Raw genomic sequence first — 20,516 nt, 5'->3', positions numbered from 1 at the left:
CAAGCTCATGCAGAACGCAAAGGGTCTACACGGTCGGTCCGTCCTGTCCGGCCTGGTGTTCATGGTGTTCGGCTCGGCGCTGGTGATCGGCACCCTGCTGATGATCAACCGCCTGGCCGAGGCGCCGTCGCGTGAGGCCGAGCAGGCCAGTACCAGCTTCGCCGTCGAGCGAGCGCCGGAACCGCCGCCGCAGCGCGTCGTGCGCCGTGAGCCGCCGCCCCCGCAGCGCTCCCGCGCCGAGGCGCCGCCGATGGTCAGCCTGGACTCGTCCCTGTCCGGCATCGATTTCGGTATTCCGGGCCTGGATGCGGGTGATCTGGGCAGTCTGCAGGACCAGCTGCTGGGGGACACCGCCGATGTGGTGATGACCGACGATTCGGTCGACGCACCCCCGCGGCCCGTCTACCAGGCGCCGCTGGACTACCCGCGCACCGCGCGCGCTCAGGGCGTTCAGGGCTACGTCGTGCTGTCGCTGCTGATCAGCGCGGCCGGCGAGATCGAGCGGGTCCAGGTGCTCGAAGCCGAGCCCGCCGGCATCTTCGAAGAGTCCGCGATCCAGGGTGTGCAGGCCTGGCGCTTCGAGCCGGCCCAGTACCAGGGTCGCAGCGTCAAGGTCTGGGCGCGTCAGCGCATCCGCTTCGACCTGAGCTGATCGGGAGCGATCGACGAGCATGTTCCGGGTATTCCGATCGAGATCGATGCTGGCGGTGCTGATCCTGTGCCTGGCCTCGGTGGCCTGGGGACAGGAGGCGTCGACGGCCGGCGATCCGATGAGCGCCGCCGAGCGTCTGCCCCTGGCCGCGCTGCTGATCGGCGACGGCAACTACGAGCGCGCCCGTCAGGTGCTGGCCGCCGTCGACCCGGACGATCCCGAGCTCGATCGGCCGCGCTTCCACACGCTCAATGGTCTGGTGGCGCTGAATCTCGAAGAGCGGGCCCTGGCCGTGCGCGAGTTCCGCGCCGCGATCGAGGCCGGTCAGGACGAGCCGGTGGTCTGGCTCTATCTGGCCCAGGCGCACTTCGGCCAGGAGCAGTACCTGGAGACCCTGGCCGCGCTGGACCGCGCCGGGGACGACACGACCCGCATTCCCTCCGTGCAGCTGATGCGCGCCCAGGCGCACTGGCAGCTCGGCGAGCTGGACGAGGCCTGGCGGGTCTTGGACGAAGGCCGACGCCTGTTTCCGGATCGTGCCGGTGAATTCGCCCGTCGCCAGGTTTTCCTGCTGGTCGAGCAGGGGCTCTATCAGGAAGCGGCCGACCAGGGTCGTCGCTACCTGGCCGGCGCCCATGCGGGTCCCGCCGACGCCCTGGCGATCGGCAACGCCCTGCGCCAGAGCGGTCAATACACGGAAGCCGCCGAGATTCTCGAACGCGCTCGCCTGAGCTCGCCCGAACAGGTCGATCTATCGCGTCTCCTGGCCCACACCTACCTGGCCCAGGAGCGAACCCTGGCGGCGGCCGAGGTGCTGCGTCAGGCGGCGGTCTACGACCCGGCATTGCTGAGCGAGGCGGCCGAGCTCTACCGTCGCGCGGGCTGGCTGATGGAAGCCCTGACCCTCAATGCGGGGATTATCGACCAGGCACAGAAGCTCAAGCAGCGCCTGGCGATCTTCATCGACCTGGCGCGCTTCGATCAGGCCGCGGCGATGGAGACCGATCTGGTTAGGACCGGCCTGATCGAGGATCAGGACATCCGCTACGCATTGGCCTACGCGTTCTTCAAGTCTGGCGATTTCGCCCGCGCCGAAGACCATCTCGCCGTTCTCGAACGCGCCGATCTGTTCCGCAAGGCGACCGAACTTCGCCGGGTGATGGAGCAGTGCGCGGATCAACCCTGGCTCTGCGGCTGAATTCAACGATGAGCATGCAACGATTCCTTCTGGCCTGTCTGCTGGGCCTGTCCGGCCTGTGGTTCTCGCCGACCTCGGCCCAGACCATCGCTTCGGCGGACGCCGAAGCCCCGGCCAGCCTCAGCCTGCTGGTGTTCGAGAACGGTCGACCGGTGCCGGGCCTGCTGGTCAGCGCCCGCGAACGCCGCACCCGGACCGATGCCGACGGCAGCGTGCTGCTGGAACTGGCCCCGGGTCCGCTGCGCCTGCGCGTGGCCGACACGGCCACCGAGCTGACCGTGCTGCCCCTGACCCTGCGTCCGTCCGAGATCCTGCAGATCATCGTGACCCTGCGCGGGCCCGAGCGTCGCGCCTTCGTCAGCATCGAGAGCTCGCATGCCCTCGATGCGCCGGCGGCCGTGACCGAGACCCGCGAGACGGTCGAGCAGGAGGGGGCTGGCGTCCTGAGCGGTCGCATCGTGTCGACGGAGGACGAGTCTCCCGTCGTCGAGGCGCGCCTGTTCGTCTCCGGCACGCCGGTCGAGGTCCGCACGGACGAGGAGGGTCGCTACCGGATCGAGCTGCCGGTCGGGCGCTACGCGGTCTCCGTGCTGCATCCGGATTTCGCCACCCGCACCATCGATGGCGTCGAAGTGCTGGCCGATCAGACCACCGAGCGCGACTTCCAGCTGCCGCCGGCCGGCCTCGAGCTGGCCGAATTCGTCGTCGTCGAACCGTTCATTCAGGGCTCCCTCTCGTCGGTGATCGATGAGCAGCGCACCGTGGCCGGCGTGGCCAATGTCATCGGCGCCGAGCAGTTCTCGCGCTCCGGGGACGGCGATGCCGGCAGTGCCCTGTCGCGCGTCACGGGCCTGACCCTCGTCGGTGGCGAGTTCGTCTACATCCGCGGCCTGGGCGAGCGCTATTCCTCGACCCTGCTCAACGGCGCGAACGTGCCCAGCCCGGACCCGACCCGCAAGGTCGTGCCCCTGAACCTGTTCCCCACCGGGGTGATCGAATCGATCCTGGTGCAGAAGAGCTACTCGCCGGAGATGCCCGGCGATTTCGGCGGCGGGGCCGTCGAAATCCGCACCCGCGGCATCCCGGAGGAGGACTTCTTCTCGATCGGCTTCTCCGTCGGCGCACGCCAGGATTCGACCGGTGAGAAGGGCCTGGGCTATCGCGGCGGGGATCTCGATTTCCTGGGCATCGACGACGGCACGCGCGAGCTGTCCCGCCTGGCCCGCGAGGCGACCGCCAACAATACCCAGCTGCGCGCCGCCAATCCCTTCTTTCCGGAGGGGATTCCACCCGAGGAAATGGAGGCCATCGGTGAGTCCTTTCCGGTGATCTACGATGCCAGGCCGAAGACCCTGGGGCCAGATCTCGGTCTGTCGATCGAGGGTGGGCAGCGATTCGACTTCGCCGAACGTTGGACGGCGGGTTTCACGGCGGCCATCCTGTGGGGGGATTCGGAACAGACGCGGGTCGAAGAGCGCCGCTCGTTCACCCCCTTGGGCGATGGCTCACTACAGCCGAACGACGACTACACCATTGATCGCACCCGTCGGAATGTCGAGTTGTCCGGTTTTCTGACCGCTGGCCTGAGCTTCGATGATCGGCATTCGATCGATGTGACCTCGATGATCCTCCGGCAGACCGAGGATGAGGTCAGCGTGCAGGAAGGCTTCAACCTGGACGAGGACGGCATTATCCGGATCACGGAACTCGAATGGGAAGAGCGCGAGCTGATCTCGAATCAGGTCGAGGGTGCGCATCGCTTTTCCAGCCTGGCCGATCTGGGCCTGGAGTGGGACTACTCCGAGTCGCGCGCCAATCGCTACGTTCCCGACCAGCGTCGCTACCGCTACGATCCGGACAGCATCGCGGATTTCATCTTCTCGCGCCGCGCCGACAACAATGTCCGCCGCTTCTCCAATCTGGATGACAAGGCGATCGACTGGGGCATCGATCTCGATCTGCCCTGGTCGCTCGGCCCGATCGAGCTGACGGCGTCGGCCGGCTATCGACTGCTGGAAAAGGATCGCGCTTCATCGATTCGCCGCTTCCAGTTCGGTGGCGCCAACACGCTCAGTTTCGATCAGCGTCGGGCCCCGTCGCTTGAGGATATCTTCAACGCCGACACGATCGAGGTGGGCGGCGTGGTGATCGGGGAATCGACTCGAGCGACGGACAACTACAGCGCCAGCCTGGATGTCGAGGCCTACTACGGCAATCTGGACATGACCTTCTTCGAGCGCCTTCGCCTTTCGGCCGGAGCGCGCATGGAGGACTGGGATCAATCGGTCACTACTTTTGCGCTGTTCGATCCCAATGCCGAACCGATCTTGGCTGAACTGGAAGAAACCGATCTGCTGCCGGCCGCCGCCTTGACCTGGTACCTGACCGATCGTCAGCAGCTGCGGGTCGGCTTCGCCGAGACCCTGATCCGGCCGGATTTCAAGGAACTCTCCCCGGCGCCGTTCACCGACCCCGTGCTCAACCGGGAGGTCATCGGGAACGAGAATCTGCAGCCATCAGCCGTCACTCACTACGATCTGCGCTGGGAGTTCTATCCATCACCGGACGAGTTGGTTTCCCTTGGGGTGTTCTACAAGCTGATCGATCAGCCCATCGAGTTGACCGTCGAGCCGGGGGTGGAACAGCGGCTGACGTTCACCAATGCGTTGGAAGCCGAAAACTTCGGCATCGAGTTCGAAGCGCGGCAGCAGCTGGCACCGCTGGCGCGTCGCTGGCCGGCCTTGGGTTGGCTCGATCGATTCTTCGTCGCCGGCAACCTGAGCTGGATCGAGTCGGAGATCAGTATCGACGAGTTGGGGATCCTCACGTCCTCATCGCGCGCCCTGCAGGGCCAGTCGCCCTACATCATCAACGTCCAGCTCGGCTACGACGACCCGGATCGCGGCCTGTCGGCCACCCTGTTGTTCAACCAGGTGGGCGCGAGGATTGCCGAAGTCGGTGTGCTGGGGGCGCCGGACAAGGAAGAGTCGCCGGCCCCGCAGCTCGATTTCATCATCCAGTATCGCTGGCGCGATTGGCTGGGTCTCAAGGCCAAGTTCGGCAACCTGCTTGATTCGGACTTCGAGGTGCGCCAGGGCGATGAAATCACCCAGCGCTACAACGTCGGGCGGACCGTCAGCCTGAGCGTCGATCTCGATTTCTGAGTACTGGATTCGGTCCGAAAGAGCCCCGACTCACCTCGCCTGAAGGGCAGGGTGGCTCGGGGCTTTTTTACCTCTTGGCGCGTGTCAGATTTTCTTCATTTGCGCTTCATGGGTGTGACATGTGCCGTTCTTAGAGTGGCGGAATAGCCTGATCGATACGCGCTCGGGCTGGATTTCGACCGAACTCACTCAAGCGAGGACACACCATGTTCAGCACTATCAAGCGCAATGCCGTCGCATTCGCTGTTGGCTCGGCCCTGATCGGCTCGGCCCAGGCCTTCGTGGTCAACGAACAATTCAGCGGAAACTACTCCGAGCCCGACAAGGGCGGGCGCGGCTTCATCATCGACGTCGTGCCTTCGGCCAGCCAGGAATTCGGCAACGGCGTGCTCGCCCAGTGGTTCACCTACCGCGATGGACAGCCGCTGTGGCTGTTTGCCCAGGGCGACATCGATCAGAACACGAACGTGGCCAGCTTCGATATCCTCGAGATCACCGGTGGCAGCTTCGGGCCTGAATTCGACGGCTCGGTCAACGTCGCGACCTGGGGAACGGGTACGCTGGCGTTCAACAGCTGCAACAGCCTGACCCTGAGCTACGATGGCGTGGACGGCACCGGCACCCAGAACCTCACGCCGGTCACTCGCGGTGACGACTGCATTGTCGACGAGGCCTTTTCGTCCTGCCCGGCTTTCTCCAGCGGTCCGGGCGGCATCGAAGGCACCTGCATCATCGGCGGCGAGATCGACGGTAACGTGACTCTGACCAACGAGATCACCTGGCTGATCCAGGGCCAGTTGTTCGTCGGCGAGGGCGATACCCTGACCATCGAAGCGGGCACCGAGCTGATCGGTGGCACCCTCGGTGACACCGATACCCTGGTGGTTCGTCAGGGCGGCAAGATCTTCGCCAATGGCACTGCCAACAACCCGATCGTCATGCGCGGTCCCTTCGCCGAGACTCGCGCCGAGTGGGGTGGAGTGGTGATCAACGGTTATGCCCCCATCAACGGTTGCGCCGAGGGCGTCGACGTCTGCACTGCGCAGGGCGAGGGCAACTCCGGCACCTACGGCGGCAACGATCCGGCCGATAACAGCGGCGTGTTGCGCTACGTCGTGGTCTCCAACGCCGGTCGTCAGTTCAGCGAAGAGAACGAGTTGAACGGCATTGCCTTCCAGGGCGTGGGTAACGGCACCACGGTCGAGTACATCCAGGTCCACATGAACGAAGACGATGGCGTCGAGTTCTTCGGTGGTACCGTCAACGCCAAGTACCTGGTTCTGACCGGCATCGGTGATGACAGCCTCGACTGGACCCAGGGCTGGACCGGAAACGTCCAGTACGTGATCGCCAAGCAGTACACGGACAACGGCGACCAGGGCATCGAGGCCGACAACAACGGCGACGCCAACGATGCGCTGCCGCGAGCCCTGCCGACGCTGGCCAACATGACCTTCATCGGTCAGTCCAACACGGACATCGGCTGGCTGCTGCGCGAAGGCACCGGTGCGAACATCGCCAACTCGGTCGTGACCGGCTTCGGCGAGTACTGTATCGACATCGATCAGCAGTCGACCTTCGATAACGTCGCCAATCTGACGGCTGTCAACAGCATCGCCGGTGGTTGCGATCTCGGCACCTTCGACGACGCCGACGGTGACAGCTTCCTGGTCTCCAGCTGGTTCCTCGATCAGGCCGGCAACGTGGCGGCCAACCCGATGCTGTCGAACTACATCCCGATGGCGGGCTCGCCGGCCCTGCAGACCGCGCCGGTGCCCTTCAGCAACGCCTTCTTCGACAACGTCGACTTCGCCGGTGCCGTTCGCGACGCCAGCGCCGACTGGACCAAGGGCTGGACCGTCGGTCTGGACCGCGACGCCCCGATCGGCCAGTAAGCGGCAGGGCACGTGAGATCGAGTGGGGCATGCTCGCTCGAGATCACGACGCTTCTCCGGTAAGGATCACGCCGCCCGGCCTCCGGGCGGCGTTTTCTCAGGCCTGGACGCCTTCTGTGACGGCCTGTCATGGAACTGTAACGAATCTGCAATACAGTGCCCGCAACTCCAACGACCGACCCGAAGACAAGGAGGTTTGTCATGCGCAAGTCCATCATTCAACTCACCGCCGCTGCCGCCATGCTGGCTGCTGGCGCATCCTACGCTCAGGGCGAAGTCGATCCGGCCCTGCCCGAGTACGAGCCGGTCTCCGGCATCTCCGGCAACCTGAGCTCGATCGGCTCGGACTCCCTGAACAACCTGATGACCCTGTGGGCCGAGGAGTTCCAGAACTTCTACCCCAACGTCAACATCCAGATCCAGGGCGCCGGCTCATCGACTGCGCCGCCGGCGATCACCGAAGGCACGGCCAACTTCGGCCCCATGAGCCGCCTGATGCGCTCCTCCGAGATCCAGGCCTTCGAAGAACGCCACGGTTACCCCCCGACCCCGGTCGGCACCTCCATCGACCTGCTGGCCGTGTTCGTCAACAAGGACAATCCGATCGAGTGCATGTCCATCGAGCAGATCGACGCGATCTTCTCCGTCGGCCGTCGCTGTGGCGCGCCGGAAAGCATCGACCGCTGGGGCCAGCTCGGCCTGGAAGGCGCCTGGGAGAACCGTGACTTTGCCCTGTACAGCCGCAACGCCGTTTCGGGCACCTACGGCTTCTTCAAGGAAAACGCCCTGTGCGGCGGTGACTTCCGTCCGTCCATCAACGAGCAGCCTGGTTCGGCCTCGGTGGTGCAGGGCGTGAACGAGTCCCTGAACGGCATCGGCTACTCTGGCATGGCCTACCTGACCTCGGGCGTCAAGACCGTCTCGATCTCGCCGGTGGGCAGCGATCAGTGCATCGAGCCGAACAAGGAAAACGCCGCCGAAGGCGACTATCCGCTGGCTCGCCTGCTCTATGTCTACGTCAACAAGAACCCGAATCGTCCGCTGCCGCCGCTGGAGCGCGAGTTCTTCCGCATGGTGCTGTCGCGCCAGGGCCAGGAAGTCGTGGTTCGTGACGGCTACATCCCGCTGCCGGAATCCGCCGCTGCCCGTATCCGGGCGCAGCTGGACCTGTAAAATAGTCGGCTGCCTTCGCGCCTAGAGCCTCATCATGACCGAGTCCAGCTCTTCCGATTCGCCCCGGCCCTCGCATCTGCCGAGCGCCGAGGCGATGGCCAAGCGCCGCCGGCGCCGCTACCTGGCTGACGGCGCTGCGCGCTGGATGGTCCGGGCCGGCGGTGGCGGTGTCGTCATCGCCCTGACCCTGATCTTCGTCTACCTGTTCAGCGAGGTCTTTCCGCTGCTCAGGGGCGCGAGCCTGGACGAGGTCGGCACGATCCAGACCTCATCCCTCGGCGAAGGGCGGGGCGTGGTGCTGGGGCTCGAGCGTTATGGTGAGATCGGCATGCGCTACACCGATGCCGGGGAACTCGAGTTCTTCGGCCTCGAAACGGGCGAGCTGCTCCAGCGCACCGTGCTGGAGCTGCCCGAGGGTGTCTCGATCACGAGCATCGGCCAGGGCGAGCCCCGTTCCCGTCTGGTGGCCTTCGGGCTGAGTGACGGCACGGCCGTCATCCTGAAACACGATTCCGAACTCAACTTCCCGGAGGAGGGTGTCCGCGAGGTCATTCCGGCGCCGGACTTTCCGCTGGGTTCCGAGCCGCTGGTGGTGGACCCCGAGGGTCGGGCCCTGCGCGCCATTGCCGTGCAGCAGGCGCGTGATGACGTCGGTGTCGCCGCTCAGATGGGCGATGGCTCCATGACCCTGGTTCGCTTCCGGGTCCGCACGGGCTTTCTGACCGGGGAGCGCGAGGTGCAGCGCCAGCACTGGGATCTGCCTCGCCACGAGGCCGACCTCACGCACCTTGAACTCAGCGCCAATCTCTGGAACCTGATCGGCACCGACGAGGCCGGCGACCTGATCTACTGGGACATCGCCCGTCCCACCCAGGCGCTCCTTCGCGACCGCGTTCGGGTGGCCTCTTCGCCGGAGCGGATCACGGAACTGGCCTTCCTGAACGGGACCTTCTCGGTCGTCCTCGGCACCTCCGAGGGCCGCCTGTCGCAGTGGTTCCTCGTGCGTGACGAAAGCGAGGACGCCGGCGACAATGTCTTCTATCTGGCCGAAGCGCGGGAGTTCACTCAGCACGAGGGGGCCATCACCGACATCAAGCCCGAGTACAACCGCAAGGGCTTCGTCGCCGTCGACGACTCGGGCGGCCTCGGTATTCACTACGGCACCTCCTCGCGCACCCTGGCGATGGAGCAGATCAGCGATCAGCCCCTGGTCGCGGTGGAGGTCTCGCCGGTCAACAACATGATCCTGGCCGAAGACGCCTCCGGACTGCTGCACCGCTTCGATCTCTGGAACGAGCATCCGGAGTCGTCGCTGGGCGCGCTCTGGAACCGGGTCTGGTACGAGGGTCGGTCGAAGCCGGAATTCGTCTGGCAGGCCTCCTCGGGTTCGGACAGCTTCGAGCCCAAGTACTCGATGGTCCCGTTGACCCTGGGGACGCTCAAGGCGGCCTTCTTCGCCATGCTCTTCGCCATGCCGCTGGCGATCGCCGGCGCGATCTACACGGCCTATTTCATGACGCCGAAGATCCGCGGCGTGGTCAAGCCGACGATCGAGGTGATGGAAGCCCTGCCCACGGTCATCCTCGGCTTCCTGGCCGGCCTCTGGCTGGCGCCGTTCCTGGAGAATCACCTGCCGGTGGTCTTCACGACCCTGATCGGCCTGCCCTTGAGCTTCCTGCTCATCGCCTTTGCCTACGCCCAGCTGCCTCGCTCCCTGCGGACTCGCGTGCCGCCGGGCTGGGAAGCGGTCATCCTCCTTCCGGTGATCGGCCTGGTGGTCTGGGGCATGGTCGAGCTTTCGCCGATCATCGAGATCGCCTTCTTCAATGGCTCGATGCGCCAGTGGTTCACCGATGTCGGCATCACCTACGATCAGCGCAACGCGCTGGTGGTCGGCATCGCGATGGGCTTTGCGGTGATTCCGACGATCTTCTCCATTGCCGAGGACGCGGTCTTCACCGTGCCCAAGCATCTGACGCAGGGTTCCCTGGCCCTCGGTGCCACGCCCTGGCAGACCGTGACCCGCGTGGTCCTGCTGACCGCCAGCCCGGGCATCTTCTCGGCGGTGATGATCGGTTTCGGTCGTGCGGTCGGGGAAACGATGATCGTGCTGATGGCGACCGGAAACTCGCCGGTGCTCAACTTCAACATCTTCGAAGGCATGCGGACCCTGTCGGCCAATATCGCCGTGGAGCTGCCGGAAACGGCGGTCAATTCGACCCACTTCCGCATCCTCTTCCTGGCCGGCCTGGTGCTGTTCGCGATGACCTTCGTCGTCAACACCATCGCCGAGATCGTGCGCCAGCGTCTGCGCGCGCGCTACAGCAACCTGTAAACGGAGCGAACGATGAATTTCAGGAACTGGATGAAATCGGGCGATCCGTGGATCTGGATGATCGGCGGGGCGCTGGGAATCTCCCTGATCATGGTGGTCGGCCTGCTGAGCCTGATCGCGGTGCGCGGTTTCGGGCATTTCTGGCCGGCGCCGCTGATCGAGACGACCGTCACCGACAGCGACGGTCAGACGGTGCGTTTGCTCGGCGAGCTGGTCGACAGCGAGACCCTGCCGGCCGAGCGGGTGCGGGAATCCGGCCTGGCCGTGGATCCCGATGCCACCCTGGTCACGCGCCACCTGTTCAAGATCGGTAACCGCGAGGTCAATTCTCGGGACTTCATCTGGCATCTGGAATCCCGCCTGGGCGACTGGAGCTACCCGGAAGGGGCCGTGATGCTGGAGCGCCGGGAGTGGGGGAACTTCTACGGTTTCCTCGAACGCCTCGAACGCGATGGCGAGCTGCTCGTCGAGGGCGAAGCCCTGTGGGACGAGCTGCAGAACTGGATCGAGACGACGACGGAGCTGGCCGGCGACATCCGCAGGATCGAGAACGACGACATCGGCCGGATCAACAAGCAGCTCGAGGAACTCCGCCTGATCGAGCGCGGGCTCGAATTCAACCAGGTCAGGGGCGCCGAGCTCGAGTCGGCCATGGCCGAGGTCAACGCCCGACGTGCCGAATTGAACGCGGACTACGACGTGCTCCGCCAGCAACGCAACGAACTGCAGCGCGAGTCCCGCCGCACGGTGCTGATCGCTCGCGACGTCAACGGTGAGTCCGTCAGCATTCCGGTGGTCAATATCGTGATGGCCTCGCAGAACAACCAGCTGGGCCTGGGCGGCAAGCTGGCCTTCTACGGTCACCGGATCAAGGACTTCCTGACCGGCTTCCCGCGTGAGGCAAACACCGAAGGTGGCATCTTCCCGGCGATCTTCGGCACCGTGACGATGGTGCTGATCATGTCCGTGCTGGTCACGCCCTTCGGCGTCCTGGCCGCGATCTATCTGCGCGAGTACGCCAGGCAGGGCCCAGTGCTGAAGGCCATTCGCGTGTCGGTCTACAACCTGGCCGGCGTGCCCTCGATCGTGTTCGGGGTGTTCGGTCTGGGTTTCTTCGTCTACCTGCTCGGCGGCAGCATCGACAGCATGTTCTTCCCGGAACGCCTGCCGGCGCCGACCTATGGCACGCCGGGCCTGTTCTGGGCCTCCCTGACTCTGGCCCTGCTGACCCTGCCGGTGGTGATCGTGTCCACCGAGGAAGGCCTGGCGCGGATTCCGCGCACGATTCGCGAGGGTTCCCTGGCCCTCGGGGCGACGAAGTGGGAAACGCTCTGGAAGGTGGTCGTGCCCCTGTCGGCACCGGCCATGATGACCGGCCTGATCCTGGCGGTGGCGCGCGCTGCCGGCGAAGTGGCACCGCTGATGCTGGTCGGCGTGGTCAAGCTTGCACCGAGCCTGCCGATCGACGGCGAGTTCCCCTACATCCATCTGGAACGCAAGATCATGCACCTGGGCTTCCACATCTACGATGTCGGTTTCCAGAGCCCGAACGTCGAGGCGGCGCGACCGCTGGTCTACGCCACGGCCCTGACCCTGGTGCTGCTGATCCTGATCCTGAACCTGACGGCCATCGCGATTCGAAATCGACTGCGCGAGAAGTACCGTTCCGAAAGCGACTAGAGGTTAGACGACATGAATTCCACGACACAGACTTCCGAGCCGATCAAGGTCAGCGCCGGGTCCTTCGGCCAGGGCCGTCGCCGCCTGGACATCGAGAAGGAAAAGATCTGCATCGAAGCCCGCAACCTCGACCTCTACTACGGTCAGGATCAGGCGCTTAAGAACGTCAATCTGCGCATTCCGCACAATCGGGTTACCGCCTTCATCGGTCCCAGCGGCTGCGGCAAGTCGACCCTGCTGCGCTGCTTCAACCGCATGAACGATCTGATCGATACCTGCCGGATCGAGGGCGAGATCCTGATCGACGGTCAGGACATCAACAGCCGCGAAGTGGACGTGGCCGAACACCGTCGCCGCGTGGGAATGGTGTTCCAGAAGCCCAATCCCTTTCCGAAGTCGATCTTCGAGAACGTGGCCTACGGGCTTCGCCTGCAGGGCGTCAACGACAAGCGTCGCCTGGCCGAGGTGGTCGAGAACTCCCTGCGCGCCGCAGCCCTCTGGGACGAGGTCAAGGATCGTCTCGACGACAATGCCTTCGGCCTCTCGGGTGGTCAGCAGCAGCGTCTGGTGATAGCGCGCGCCATCGCCATCGAGCCGGAAGTGGTGCTCCTCGACGAGCCCTGTTCGGCCCTGGATCCGATTTCGACCGCCAAGGTCGAAGAGCTGATCATCGAGCTCAAGGAGCAGTACACGATCGTCATCGTGACCCATAACATGCAGCAGGCCGCCCGCGTGTCGGACTTCACCGCCTACATGTACATGGGCGAACTGATCGAGTTCGATGACACGGCGCACCTGTTCACGAATCCGCGCAAGAAGGCGACGGAAGACTACATCACGGGCCGCTACGGCTGAGCCCCGACCCCCAACCTCCAGCCATCCTCGAACACAGGAAAGCGCATCGGGAGTATCCTGCAACCATGGAAAAGCAGTTCGATCAACACATTTCGCGCCAGTTCAACCAGGAACTGGAAATGCTGCGTCAGGACGTCATGGCCATGGGGGGCGTGGCCGAGGAGATGGTGCGTGACGCCGTCGCCGCCGTCATGGAAGGGGACACGGCCAAGGCGCAGCGGGTCATCGACATGGATGACCAGGTCAACGAGATGGAGAAGGAGATCGACGAGCAGAGCACGATGATCCTTGCTCGTCGCCAGCCCACGGCCAGCGATCTGCGCCTGGTCCTGGCCATCATCCGAACCGTCAACGACCTCGAGCGCATCGGCGACGAGGCCGAGAAGATCGCCCGCCTCGCCGTCCGCCTGGCCGACGTCGATCGTCCCCGTGGCAACTACCAGGAGCTGGAGAACATGGGCAACACCGTGCGCGGCATGCTGCACGATGCCCTCGACGGCTTCGCCCGCCTGGTGCCGGAGACGGCGGTCAAGCTGGTCCGCGAGGACGAGAAGGTCGACGTCGAGTACGAGGGCCTGCTCCGCCAGTACTACACCTACCTGGTCGAAGAGCCGCGCAACACCAGCCGGGTGCTCGACTGCATCTGGATCGCCCGTTCGATCGAGCGCATCGGCGACCACGCCAAGAACATCGGCGAATACATCATCTACCTGGTCGAGGGCAAGGACATGCGCCACGCGACCATGGAAGAGATGGAAAAGACCATCTCCGACAGCCGGAGCTGATCCGGACCCCGCGTTTGACTGGGAGCCGGTGGCGCGCATCGCCACCGGTCAATCACTCCGAAATCGGGGCCTTCCGAGGGCCCTCCCGTCCAGTGCCGGTCCGGCGCATGGACTCCAATGACGACGGTGCTCGGCCCGGGCTCAGAGCGGTGGCAGGGTCTGAGCCAGCAGGCTGAGCCCGGTCGCCAGGCCGGCACTCATGGCCGTCAGGGCCATCAGGTCGCGGATGGCGATGCCGACCAGGGTGAGGCGAGAGAATCGTCTGGCCGCCGCCTTGGCGGGGGCGCGTCGGGAGCGGGGGGTCGCTTGCTGCATGGTGAATCTCCTCGGGTGTCGGTCCATGCCGACAGGAGATCACGCGCCCTTATCAAAAACTGAGAATCCTGCGAGGGGAGGGCCGGACCGGGAGGGCCCCGGTCCGACGGAGGAACGCGAAGTCGGCCTCAGGCGGCTTCTTCGATGGCCTTCACCGGGCCGTTCAGCAGGGCATCGCGAGTCGCCTCGACGATCATGTCCACTTCTTCGGAGGTGGTGCCGAAGGTCGGAGTGTAGCGAAGCGAATTCTCGCCGCCGTGGATCACGTTGATGCCGTGCATGCGCAGGTACTCCTCGGTGGAGTTGCTGCCGTAGGCCTTGTAGCGGCGGTTGTCCAGTTCGACCGAGAACAGCAGGCCGGTGCCCTGAACCTGGGTGATCCGGCCGTCGAGTTCGTCCTGCAGGGCCTTGAATTTACGAACGAACTCCTCACCGCGCTCGACGATGTTCCGACGCAGCTCGGGAGTGATCGACTGGAGCACGGCCGTGCCGACGTCCAGGGCGCGCGGGTTGGTCGTCATGGTGTTGCCGTAGACGCCTTTCCGGTAGATGCCGGCGGCCCGTTCGTTCATGGCCAGCACGGACAGCGGGTACTGACCGGCGTTGAGGGCCTTGGAGTAGGTTTCCATGTCCGGCGCCTCCAGGCCTTCGAAGCCCGGGTAGTCGACGATCGACAGCACGCCCTGCGTGCGCAAGCCCGCCTGGATCGAGTCGACCAGCAGCAGGCTGCCGTGGGCGCGGGTCAGTTCACGCGCCAGGGCGTAGAACTCCGGCGTGATCGCCGCGCCCGGGTTGCCTTCGCCCATGACCGGTTCCATGAACATCGCCTCGATGAAGATCTTCTGCTCGTCGGCGTGCTGGAACAGGGCGCGCAGCTGCTCGCAGTTGTTCGGTTCGACGGTCATCAGACTGTCGTCGTCGCGGAACGAGGCCAGGTGAGCGACATAGGTCTTGCGGGTCGAGTCGGAGAAGCGCGCCGGCCGGTCGGTGCGGCCGTGGAAGCCGCCGCTCAGGGACAGGCGCTTGATCTTGTAACCCGCCTTGGCCGCACCCGGATCGGTCATGGTCTTGGCGTTGATGTCGGCGATGCGGCCGGCCACGGTGACCGACTCGGAACCCGAGTTCATGCACAGGAAGCGGTGATACGGGCAGCCGTCGGCGCGACGCTGGCCGATTTCGGCGCGCAGCACTTCGGCAAAGCGCAGGTGCGAGAAGCAGGGCGTCATCACGTTGGCCATGACGTGCGGCTGGGCCATGGTCTGCAGAATCTTCTCCGGCGCGTGACCGAAGCCGAGCATGCCGTAGCCGCCCGAATCGTGCAGCACCGCACCCTTGGCGGTGATGATCCAGGGGCCGCGACCGGCCAGCGCCACGTAGGGGTTGACCGCGTCATCGGCGTAGAAGTTGACGTAGGCGGCCTGCAGGGCGTCCTTCTGCTCGGCTTCGTCGGCCTTGATCAGGTCGGGGTAGGCCGACTGCCAGCACTCGATCACGCCCAGGGCGTCGTCCACGGCCTGCTCCAGGCGCGGGTCGCGCTCGGCGAAGCGGCTGATCAGCTCGTCGGACAGGCCCCGGGTCATGGGTTTGCCGCCGATCGAGCGCAGTTTTTCGAGTTTGCTGAGGATGGCCATGCAGACGTTCTCCCGACATGTTCTTGAATGATTAGCCGCCCATTGTACCAGCCGTCCGCTGCACTTGGAATCTCGCCCGGGGCCCGCCGCCAAAGGCCTGAGAGGCTCACCGGGAGCCGCATTCCGCTGCCCCTGTCGGTGCCTAGCCGGCCGCCTTGCCATGCTGCTCGAGGGCCCACTGGACGTGCTCGCGCACGAGCGGCGACGGATGATCCCGGCGAGCTTCCAGAGCATTCAGGACGACGGCGCTGGTCGGCGCATTGCCCAGCGCCACGGCCAGGTTGCGCAACCATCGCTCATGCCCGATGCGGCGGATCGCCGTGCCCTCCGTGCGCTGCAGGAAGCTCGCCTCGTCCCAGGCGAACAGCGTGACCAGGTCGCCCGCATCCAGATCCGCCCGGGGGCTGAAGTCGTCGACCCTCGAGTGCTGTGCATAACGGTTCCAGGGGCAGACCATCTGGCAGTCGTCGCAGCCGTAGATCCGATTGCCCATGGGCTTGCGGAACTCCTCCGGGATCGAACCCTTGAGCTCGATGGTCAGGTAGGAAATGCAGCGCCGGGCGTCGACCCGGTAGGGTGCGACGATGGCCTGGGTCGGGCAGACGTCGATGCAGCGTCGGCAGCTGCCGCAGTGGTTCCGGACCGGGCGGTCCGGAGGCAGGGCCAGGTCCGTGTAGATCTCGCCGAGAAAAAACCAGGAGCCGGCGTGTCGATTGAGCAGGTTCGTGTGCTTGCCGATCCAGCCGAGGCCGGACTTCTCGGCCAGCGGCTTCTCCAGCACGGGCGCGGAGTCGGTGAATACCCGGTGACCGAAGGGGCCGATCGCCTGCTCGATGCGCTGTGCCAGCCGCTTCAGTCGCTGGCGCATGACCTTGTGGTAGTCCCGGCCCAGCGCGTAGCGCGAGATGCAGGCGCGCTCGGGGCTTTCGAGGAGCTCCTCGACCGGGGTGGCGTCGGCGGGCAGGTAGTCCATGCGAACCGTGATCACGGAGCGCGTGCCCGGCTGCAGGAGTTCCGGGCGACTGCGCTTGCGCCCATGTGCGGCCATCCAGTCCATCTCGCCGTGCAGGCCCTCGGCCAGCCAGGCATCGAGGCGGGCCTCGTAGGCGGCCAGATCAAGGTCGCTGATGCCGACCTGGTCGAAGCCGAGTTCAGCGCCCCATGCACGAATCCGTTCCACCAGGGCCTCGGGATCGTCCGGCGCTTGCCTATAATCGGTCTCATGAGACATCCGCTGGAATTATATCGGGCCGAGCAGGTCCGCGAACTCGATCGACGGGCGATCGAGGGTCACGGCATCCCAGGCTACGAACTGATGTGCCGGGCCGCGTCGGCGGCCTTCGATCGCCTGCGAGCGCGCTGGCCGGAAGTCCGGACGATTTCGGTGTTCTGCGGCGCCGGCAACAACGGCGGCGACGGTTATGTGCTCGCCCGCCTGGCGCTCGAGGCCGGATTCGACGTCCAGCTGATCGCGCTCAAGGCCCCGGCGGACCTGTCCGGAGATGCCTTGCGGGCCGCCCAGGACTGGCTGCAGGCCGGCGGTACCGTGGATGAGGCGGAGGCAAGCATCCATGGTGCACTGCTGGTCGATGCGCTGCTGGGCACCGGCCTCGATCGCGCGCCCTCGGGACCCTATGCCGAGCTGATCGATCGCATCAATGCGCATCCTGCCCCGGTGCTGTCCCTGGATCTGCCCTCGGGACTGAATGCGGACACCGGCCAGGCACCGGGAGCCTGCGTACGCGCCGAGCTGACGGTGACCTTCATTGCCCTCAAGCGGGGCCTGTTCACGGGGGGCGCCGGCGCGTTCACCGGCCAGCTGCTGCTCGATGCGCTCGACGTGCCGGAAACGCTCGCCGAGGATCTGCCTGCCGACGCCCGCCTGCTCGAGGCGGCCGAGCTGGCGCGCTGTCTGCCGTCCCGACCCTGCCATACGCACAAGGGCGAGACCGGACACGTGCTGGTGATCGGCGGTGATCTCGGCATGTCCGGGGCGCCGGTCTTGAGCGGGCAGGCTGCCTTGCGCACCGGCAGTGGTCTGGTCAGCCTGGCCACGCGAGGAGCCACGGCGGCCGCTGCCCTGGCGGTCCAGCCCGAGCTCATGGTCCATTCCGTCGACAACCCGGACGCCCTGAAAGCGAGAATCGGCGCGGCCGACGTGCTCGCGCTCGGCCCCGGCCTCGGGCGCTCGGACTGGTCGCAGGCGATGTGGTCCGAGGCCATGAAATCCGCCCGACCGATGGTGCTCGATGCCGATGGCCTCTACTGGCTGGCCCAGCGCCCGCGGGAGCGCCAGCAGCTGATCATCACGCCGCACCCCGGTGAGGCCGCCATGCTGCTGGGCACCACGAGCCAGGCAATCCAGGCGGATCGCTTCCAGGCGGTCCGTTCGCTGGCAGATCGGTATTCCGCCGTGGCCGTGCTGAAGGGTTGGGGCAGTCTGGTCGCCACGCCGGACGGTCAGGTCGAGGTCTGCCCTTTCGGCAATCCGGCCATGGCCAGCGCCGGCATGGGAGACGCCTTGACCGGCATCATCGCCAGCTTGCTGGGGCAGGGTCTCGCGGCCTTCGATGCGGCACGGGTCGGGGTGCTGGCGCATGCCCTGGCGGGTGACCGGGCGGCGCGCGGCCGCCGCCAGATCCTGGCCAGTGATCTGATCACCGCCCTGGCCGAGGTGCTGCCCGCGTGAGTCGTGTCGAAGGTTTTCACGCCGCTGACGAAGCGGCGATGCTGGCGCTCGGCGCGAAACTCGCCGAGCGCTGGTCCGGCGGTGGCCTGGTCTACCTGTCCGGCGATCTGGGCATGGGCAAGACCACCCTGGTGCGCGGCCTGCTGCGCGCCCTGGGCTTTACCGGCCGCGTCAAGAGCCCGAGCTACGGGCTGGTGGAGAGCTATCCGCTGGATTCGCTCACGGTCCACCATCTCGATCTCTATCGGCTCGGGCACGGCGAGGAGCTGGCCTACCTCGGCCTGGAGGATCTGTTCGAAAAGACCTCGCTGGTGCTGGTCGAATGGCCCGAGAAGGGCAGGGGCTACCTGCCGCCCCCCGACTGGCGGGTGACGATCGAGGCCCCCGCCGGTGGTGGTCGGGATCTGAGGATCGAAGCGGGCGCCTGATCGCCGCTATTGCATCCGCTCGCTGAGCGCATCCAGGTAGCGCTGGATCCGTGCGGCATTGGCCCCGACATCGCTCAGGCCGACGCGGGACTTGGAGCGGACGTCGACCACGCTGCCTGTGCCGTCCGGCCGGATCCGGATCACCACATCGTCCTTGAAACCGAACCAGAAGGTCGTGTCCGTCGCTTCGATGCGGCCTTCCTCGGGCTCACTGGCCACGATCTCCCAGCCCATCGCTCGTGCCGTGTCCAGGGCGTGGTCGAAGACCAGGCTGGGGTAGACGTCGATCCTCAGGGGCTGGATCTGCGGATAGGCCTCGCGCTGCTGAGCGGCCACCTCCTCGCCGGCATACTCGATCGGGTTGGGCGCGTCGGCCCGAAGCGGCGCCACGGCCACGAAGGCGGGCGGGTCGACCAGGTCCGTGCTGATGTCATGGATGTAGGGCAGAGACCGGACCTTCTGCACCAGGGACAGGGGAAGGGCTGCGGTGCCCAGGCCGACGACCAGCGCCAGGGCGAGGGTGGCCAGCTGGCCTTTCCGTGCCCGCTTGACGAGCAGGGCGATCAGGGCCAGCGCGCCGCTGCCGAGGCCCAGATAGACCGCCCATCGGATCAGGCTGAAGCCGAAGCGGAAGTCCCAGAGTTCCAGCCGCGTCCCGGGACCGGCGATCAACAGCAGGGACAGGGCCAGCAGGGCGATCAGGGGCAGCAGGCGCAGGATCTTCATCGGTCAGGCACTCCGGGATGCAAGGGAGACCGCGTTCTCATCGCGGGCTCTCGGCATTCTAGCGCGGCGCGCTTCGAACCGGTTCAATGCGGGTTCAGATGGGTGCCTGAGGATGGAAGGGCTCGCGCTCGACTCGACCATCGATCGCGGTGACGAAGCTGGCCGGTTCGACGCTGACCCAGTTCTCCGGGCAATCGTCGATCGGCTCGGACAGCAGGATCGTGCCCTTCCCATGCGGTTCGCTGCCTTCGCTCAACACCTGGTCCATGCCACCACCGGCCCGGTTGTGGTAGAGCGTCTTCGGCTTGCCATCGGTCGAGTGCCTGATCGCATAGAGCTTCTGACCGTCGGAGAAGGCGCAGGTCAGGCGAAAGGGCTCGTGGATGCCGGCCTTGCGCTGCTCGGCCTCGACCAGGCCGACCATGCGTTCCATCGCGCCTTTCGGGTCGCTTTCGAGCCCGAGCGAGATGGCCAGGTAGAAGGCCGTCTCCGAATCGGTCGTGCCCTGGATCTGCGCGAACAGGTCCGGGTCGACGGCCATCTGCAGGCTGCGCTTGATGCGGTCGAAACCCGAGATCTCGCCGTTGTGCTGGAACACCCAGCGGCCGTGCCGAAACGGGTGTGAATTCGTGCGCTGGACCAGGCCGTGGTAAGCCGCGCGCAGATGGGCCAGGAACAGGCCGGACCTGATCTGCTCGGCGAGATTGACCAGGTTGCGGTCCGACCAGGCCGGGCGCAGGTCGCGATACAGGCCGGGGCGTTCGCGGTCGCCGTACCAGGCCACGCCGAAGCCGTCGCCATTGGTCGGAAAGGCGCCGTCGGGCAGGCCGGGCATGTTCTCGACGTAGTTCTCGCGCGCGAAGCGGCTCTGCACCAGCAGCGAGCGGGAGGGCTTGATGATCAGGTCTTCGAGGTAGATTTCGGGTCCGGAATAGGCCAGCCAGCGGCACATGTCGTGTCTCGAGGTGAAGTCAGCGCCAAAGGATAACG

16 protein-coding genes are annotated in these 20,516 nt (G+C 65.8%); 11 read left to right on the top strand and 5 right to left on the bottom strand.

Annotated elements, in window-relative coordinates; genetic code table 11:
- Positions 1-7: 7 nt before the first annotated feature.
- From WM2015_RS09445 to phoU, 9 genes are all read left to right on the top strand, one after another.
- On the top strand, positions 8-652 hold the full coding sequence (locus tag WM2015_RS09445; RefSeq protein ID WP_049725807.1) for an energy transducer TonB: 645 nt from the start codon (positions 8-10) through the stop codon (positions 650-652).
- A 19-nt stretch (positions 653-671) separates the two neighbouring features.
- Positions 672-1,850 (top strand): tetratricopeptide repeat protein, encoded by a 1,179-nt coding sequence (locus WM2015_RS09440; RefSeq protein ID WP_156201035.1) that lies wholly within the window; start codon positions 672-674, stop codon positions 1,848-1,850.
- A gap of 14 nt (positions 1,851-1,864) precedes the next feature.
- On the top strand, positions 1,865-5,014 hold the full coding sequence (locus WM2015_RS09435; RefSeq protein WP_169751137.1) for a TonB-dependent receptor: 3,150 nt from the start codon (positions 1,865-1,867) through the stop codon (positions 5,012-5,014).
- 206 nt (positions 5,015-5,220) lie between these two features.
- The gene (locus WM2015_RS09430) at positions 5,221-6,909 is read left to right on the top strand and encodes a hypothetical protein (RefSeq protein ID WP_049725804.1); all 1,689 of its coding nucleotides are present in this window, start codon (positions 5,221-5,223) and stop codon (positions 6,907-6,909) included.
- Positions 6,910-7,110: 201 nt separating this feature from the next.
- Positions 7,111-8,082, top strand: a complete 972-nt coding sequence (locus tag WM2015_RS09425; protein ID WP_049725803.1) for a PstS family phosphate ABC transporter substrate-binding protein — start codon at positions 7,111-7,113, stop codon at positions 8,080-8,082.
- 94 nt (positions 8,083-8,176) lie between these two features.
- On the top strand, positions 8,177-10,417 hold the full coding sequence (locus WM2015_RS09420; RefSeq protein WP_049727042.1) for an ABC transporter permease subunit: 2,241 nt from the start codon (positions 8,177-8,179) through the stop codon (positions 10,415-10,417).
- A gap of 12 nt (positions 10,418-10,429) precedes the next feature.
- Complete coding sequence (pstA, locus tag WM2015_RS09415) at positions 10,430-12,097, top strand: phosphate ABC transporter permease PstA (protein WP_049725802.1); 1,668 nt, start codon at positions 10,430-10,432, stop codon at positions 12,095-12,097.
- 12 nt (positions 12,098-12,109) lie between these two features.
- Positions 12,110-12,952 (top strand): phosphate ABC transporter ATP-binding protein PstB, encoded by an 843-nt coding sequence (pstB, locus tag WM2015_RS09410; RefSeq protein WP_082169618.1) that lies wholly within the window; start codon positions 12,110-12,112, stop codon positions 12,950-12,952.
- 65 nt (positions 12,953-13,017) lie between these two features.
- Positions 13,018-13,737: a phosphate signaling complex protein PhoU gene (phoU, locus tag WM2015_RS09405; protein WP_049725801.1), complete on the top strand. Its 720-nt coding sequence runs from the start codon at positions 13,018-13,020 to the stop codon at positions 13,735-13,737.
- A 141-nt stretch (positions 13,738-13,878) separates the two neighbouring features.
- On the opposite strand, the gene WM2015_RS15865 is transcribed toward phoU, so the two are convergent.
- From WM2015_RS15865 to queG, 3 genes are all read right to left on the bottom strand, one after another.
- Positions 13,879-14,052 (bottom strand): hypothetical protein, encoded by a 174-nt coding sequence (locus WM2015_RS15865; RefSeq protein WP_156201033.1) that lies wholly within the window; start codon positions 14,050-14,052, stop codon positions 13,879-13,881.
- Positions 14,053-14,180: 128 nt separating this feature from the next.
- Positions 14,181-15,683 carry an aminotransferase class III-fold pyridoxal phosphate-dependent enzyme gene (locus WM2015_RS09400; RefSeq protein WP_049725800.1) on the bottom strand — a complete coding sequence of 501 codons (1,503 nt, stop codon included), beginning with the start codon at positions 15,681-15,683 and terminating at the stop codon, positions 14,181-14,183.
- Positions 15,684-15,825: 142 nt separating this feature from the next.
- The gene (gene queG / locus WM2015_RS09395; protein ID WP_049725799.1) at positions 15,826-16,914 is read right to left on the bottom strand and encodes a tRNA epoxyqueuosine(34) reductase QueG; all 1,089 of its coding nucleotides are present in this window, start codon (positions 16,912-16,914) and stop codon (positions 15,826-15,828) included.
- Between queG and WM2015_RS09390 the strand changes: the two genes are divergently transcribed.
- Together WM2015_RS09390 and tsaE are read left to right on the top strand one after the other, a co-directional pair.
- Positions 16,906-18,372 carry a bifunctional ADP-dependent NAD(P)H-hydrate dehydratase/NAD(P)H-hydrate epimerase gene (locus tag WM2015_RS09390; protein ID WP_049725798.1) on the top strand — a complete coding sequence of 489 codons (1,467 nt, stop codon included), beginning with the start codon at positions 16,906-16,908 and terminating at the stop codon, positions 18,370-18,372. The genes queG and WM2015_RS09390 overlap by 9 nt on opposite strands.
- Positions 18,369-18,800 (top strand): tRNA (adenosine(37)-N6)-threonylcarbamoyltransferase complex ATPase subunit type 1 TsaE, encoded by a 432-nt coding sequence (gene tsaE, locus WM2015_RS09385; RefSeq protein ID WP_245609753.1) that lies wholly within the window; start codon positions 18,369-18,371, stop codon positions 18,798-18,800. Before WM2015_RS09390 ends, tsaE begins: the two co-directional genes overlap by 4 nt.
- A gap of 6 nt (positions 18,801-18,806) precedes the next feature.
- On the opposite strand, the gene WM2015_RS09380 is transcribed toward tsaE, so the two are convergent.
- Both WM2015_RS09380 and WM2015_RS09375 read right to left on the bottom strand, forming a co-directional pair.
- Positions 18,807-19,526, bottom strand: a complete 720-nt coding sequence (locus WM2015_RS09380; protein WP_049725797.1) for a DUF1499 domain-containing protein — start codon at positions 19,524-19,526, stop codon at positions 18,807-18,809.
- A gap of 94 nt (positions 19,527-19,620) precedes the next feature.
- Positions 19,621-20,478, bottom strand: a complete 858-nt coding sequence (locus WM2015_RS09375) for a class II glutamine amidotransferase (RefSeq protein WP_049725796.1) — start codon at positions 20,476-20,478, stop codon at positions 19,621-19,623.
- Positions 20,479-20,516 lie beyond the last annotated feature (38 nt).

This window comes from Wenzhouxiangella marina, from assembly GCF_001187785.1.
GTDB lineage: Bacteria > Pseudomonadota > Gammaproteobacteria > Xanthomonadales > Wenzhouxiangellaceae > Wenzhouxiangella > Wenzhouxiangella marina.
Note: the sequence above shows the minus strand (reverse complement) of the source record. Positions and strands in the feature narration are given on the sequence as shown.

Bases quoted from the DNA above. Each gene is read 5' to 3' on its own strand.
- WM2015_RS09445 (WP_049725807.1), top strand. From the start codon at position 8: ATGCAGAACGCAAAGGGTCTACACGGTCGGTCCGTCCTGTCCGGCCTG.
- WM2015_RS09440 (WP_156201035.1), top strand. From the start codon at position 672: ATGTTCCGGGTATTCCGATCGAGATCGATGCTGGCGGTGCTGATCCTG.
- WM2015_RS09435 (WP_169751137.1), top strand. From the start codon at position 1,865: ATGCAACGATTCCTTCTGGCCTGTCTGCTGGGCCTGTCCGGCCTGTGG.
- WM2015_RS09430 (WP_049725804.1), top strand. From the start codon at position 5,221: ATGTTCAGCACTATCAAGCGCAATGCCGTCGCATTCGCTGTTGGCTCG.
- WM2015_RS09425 (WP_049725803.1), top strand. From the start codon at position 7,111: ATGCGCAAGTCCATCATTCAACTCACCGCCGCTGCCGCCATGCTGGCT.
- WM2015_RS09420 (WP_049727042.1), top strand. From the start codon at position 8,177: ATGGCCAAGCGCCGCCGGCGCCGCTACCTGGCTGACGGCGCTGCGCGC.
- pstA (WP_049725802.1), top strand. From the start codon at position 10,430: ATGAATTTCAGGAACTGGATGAAATCGGGCGATCCGTGGATCTGGATG.
- pstB (WP_082169618.1), top strand. From the start codon at position 12,110: ATGAATTCCACGACACAGACTTCCGAGCCGATCAAGGTCAGCGCCGGG.
- phoU (WP_049725801.1), top strand. From the start codon at position 13,018: ATGGAAAAGCAGTTCGATCAACACATTTCGCGCCAGTTCAACCAGGAA.
- WM2015_RS15865 (WP_156201033.1), bottom strand. From the start codon at position 14,052: ATGCAGCAAGCGACCCCCCGCTCCCGACGCGCCCCCGCCAAGGCGGCG.
- WM2015_RS09400 (WP_049725800.1), bottom strand. From the start codon at position 15,683: ATGGCCATCCTCAGCAAACTCGAAAAACTGCGCTCGATCGGCGGCAAA.
- WM2015_RS09390 (WP_049725798.1), top strand. From the start codon at position 16,906: ATGAGACATCCGCTGGAATTATATCGGGCCGAGCAGGTCCGCGAACTC.
- queG (WP_049725799.1), bottom strand. From the start codon at position 16,914: ATGTCTCATGAGACCGATTATAGGCAAGCGCCGGACGATCCCGAGGCC.
- WM2015_RS09380 (WP_049725797.1), bottom strand. From the start codon at position 19,526: ATGAAGATCCTGCGCCTGCTGCCCCTGATCGCCCTGCTGGCCCTGTCC.
- WM2015_RS09375 (WP_049725796.1), bottom strand. From the start codon at position 20,478: ATGTGCCGCTGGCTGGCCTATTCCGGACCCGAAATCTACCTCGAAGAC.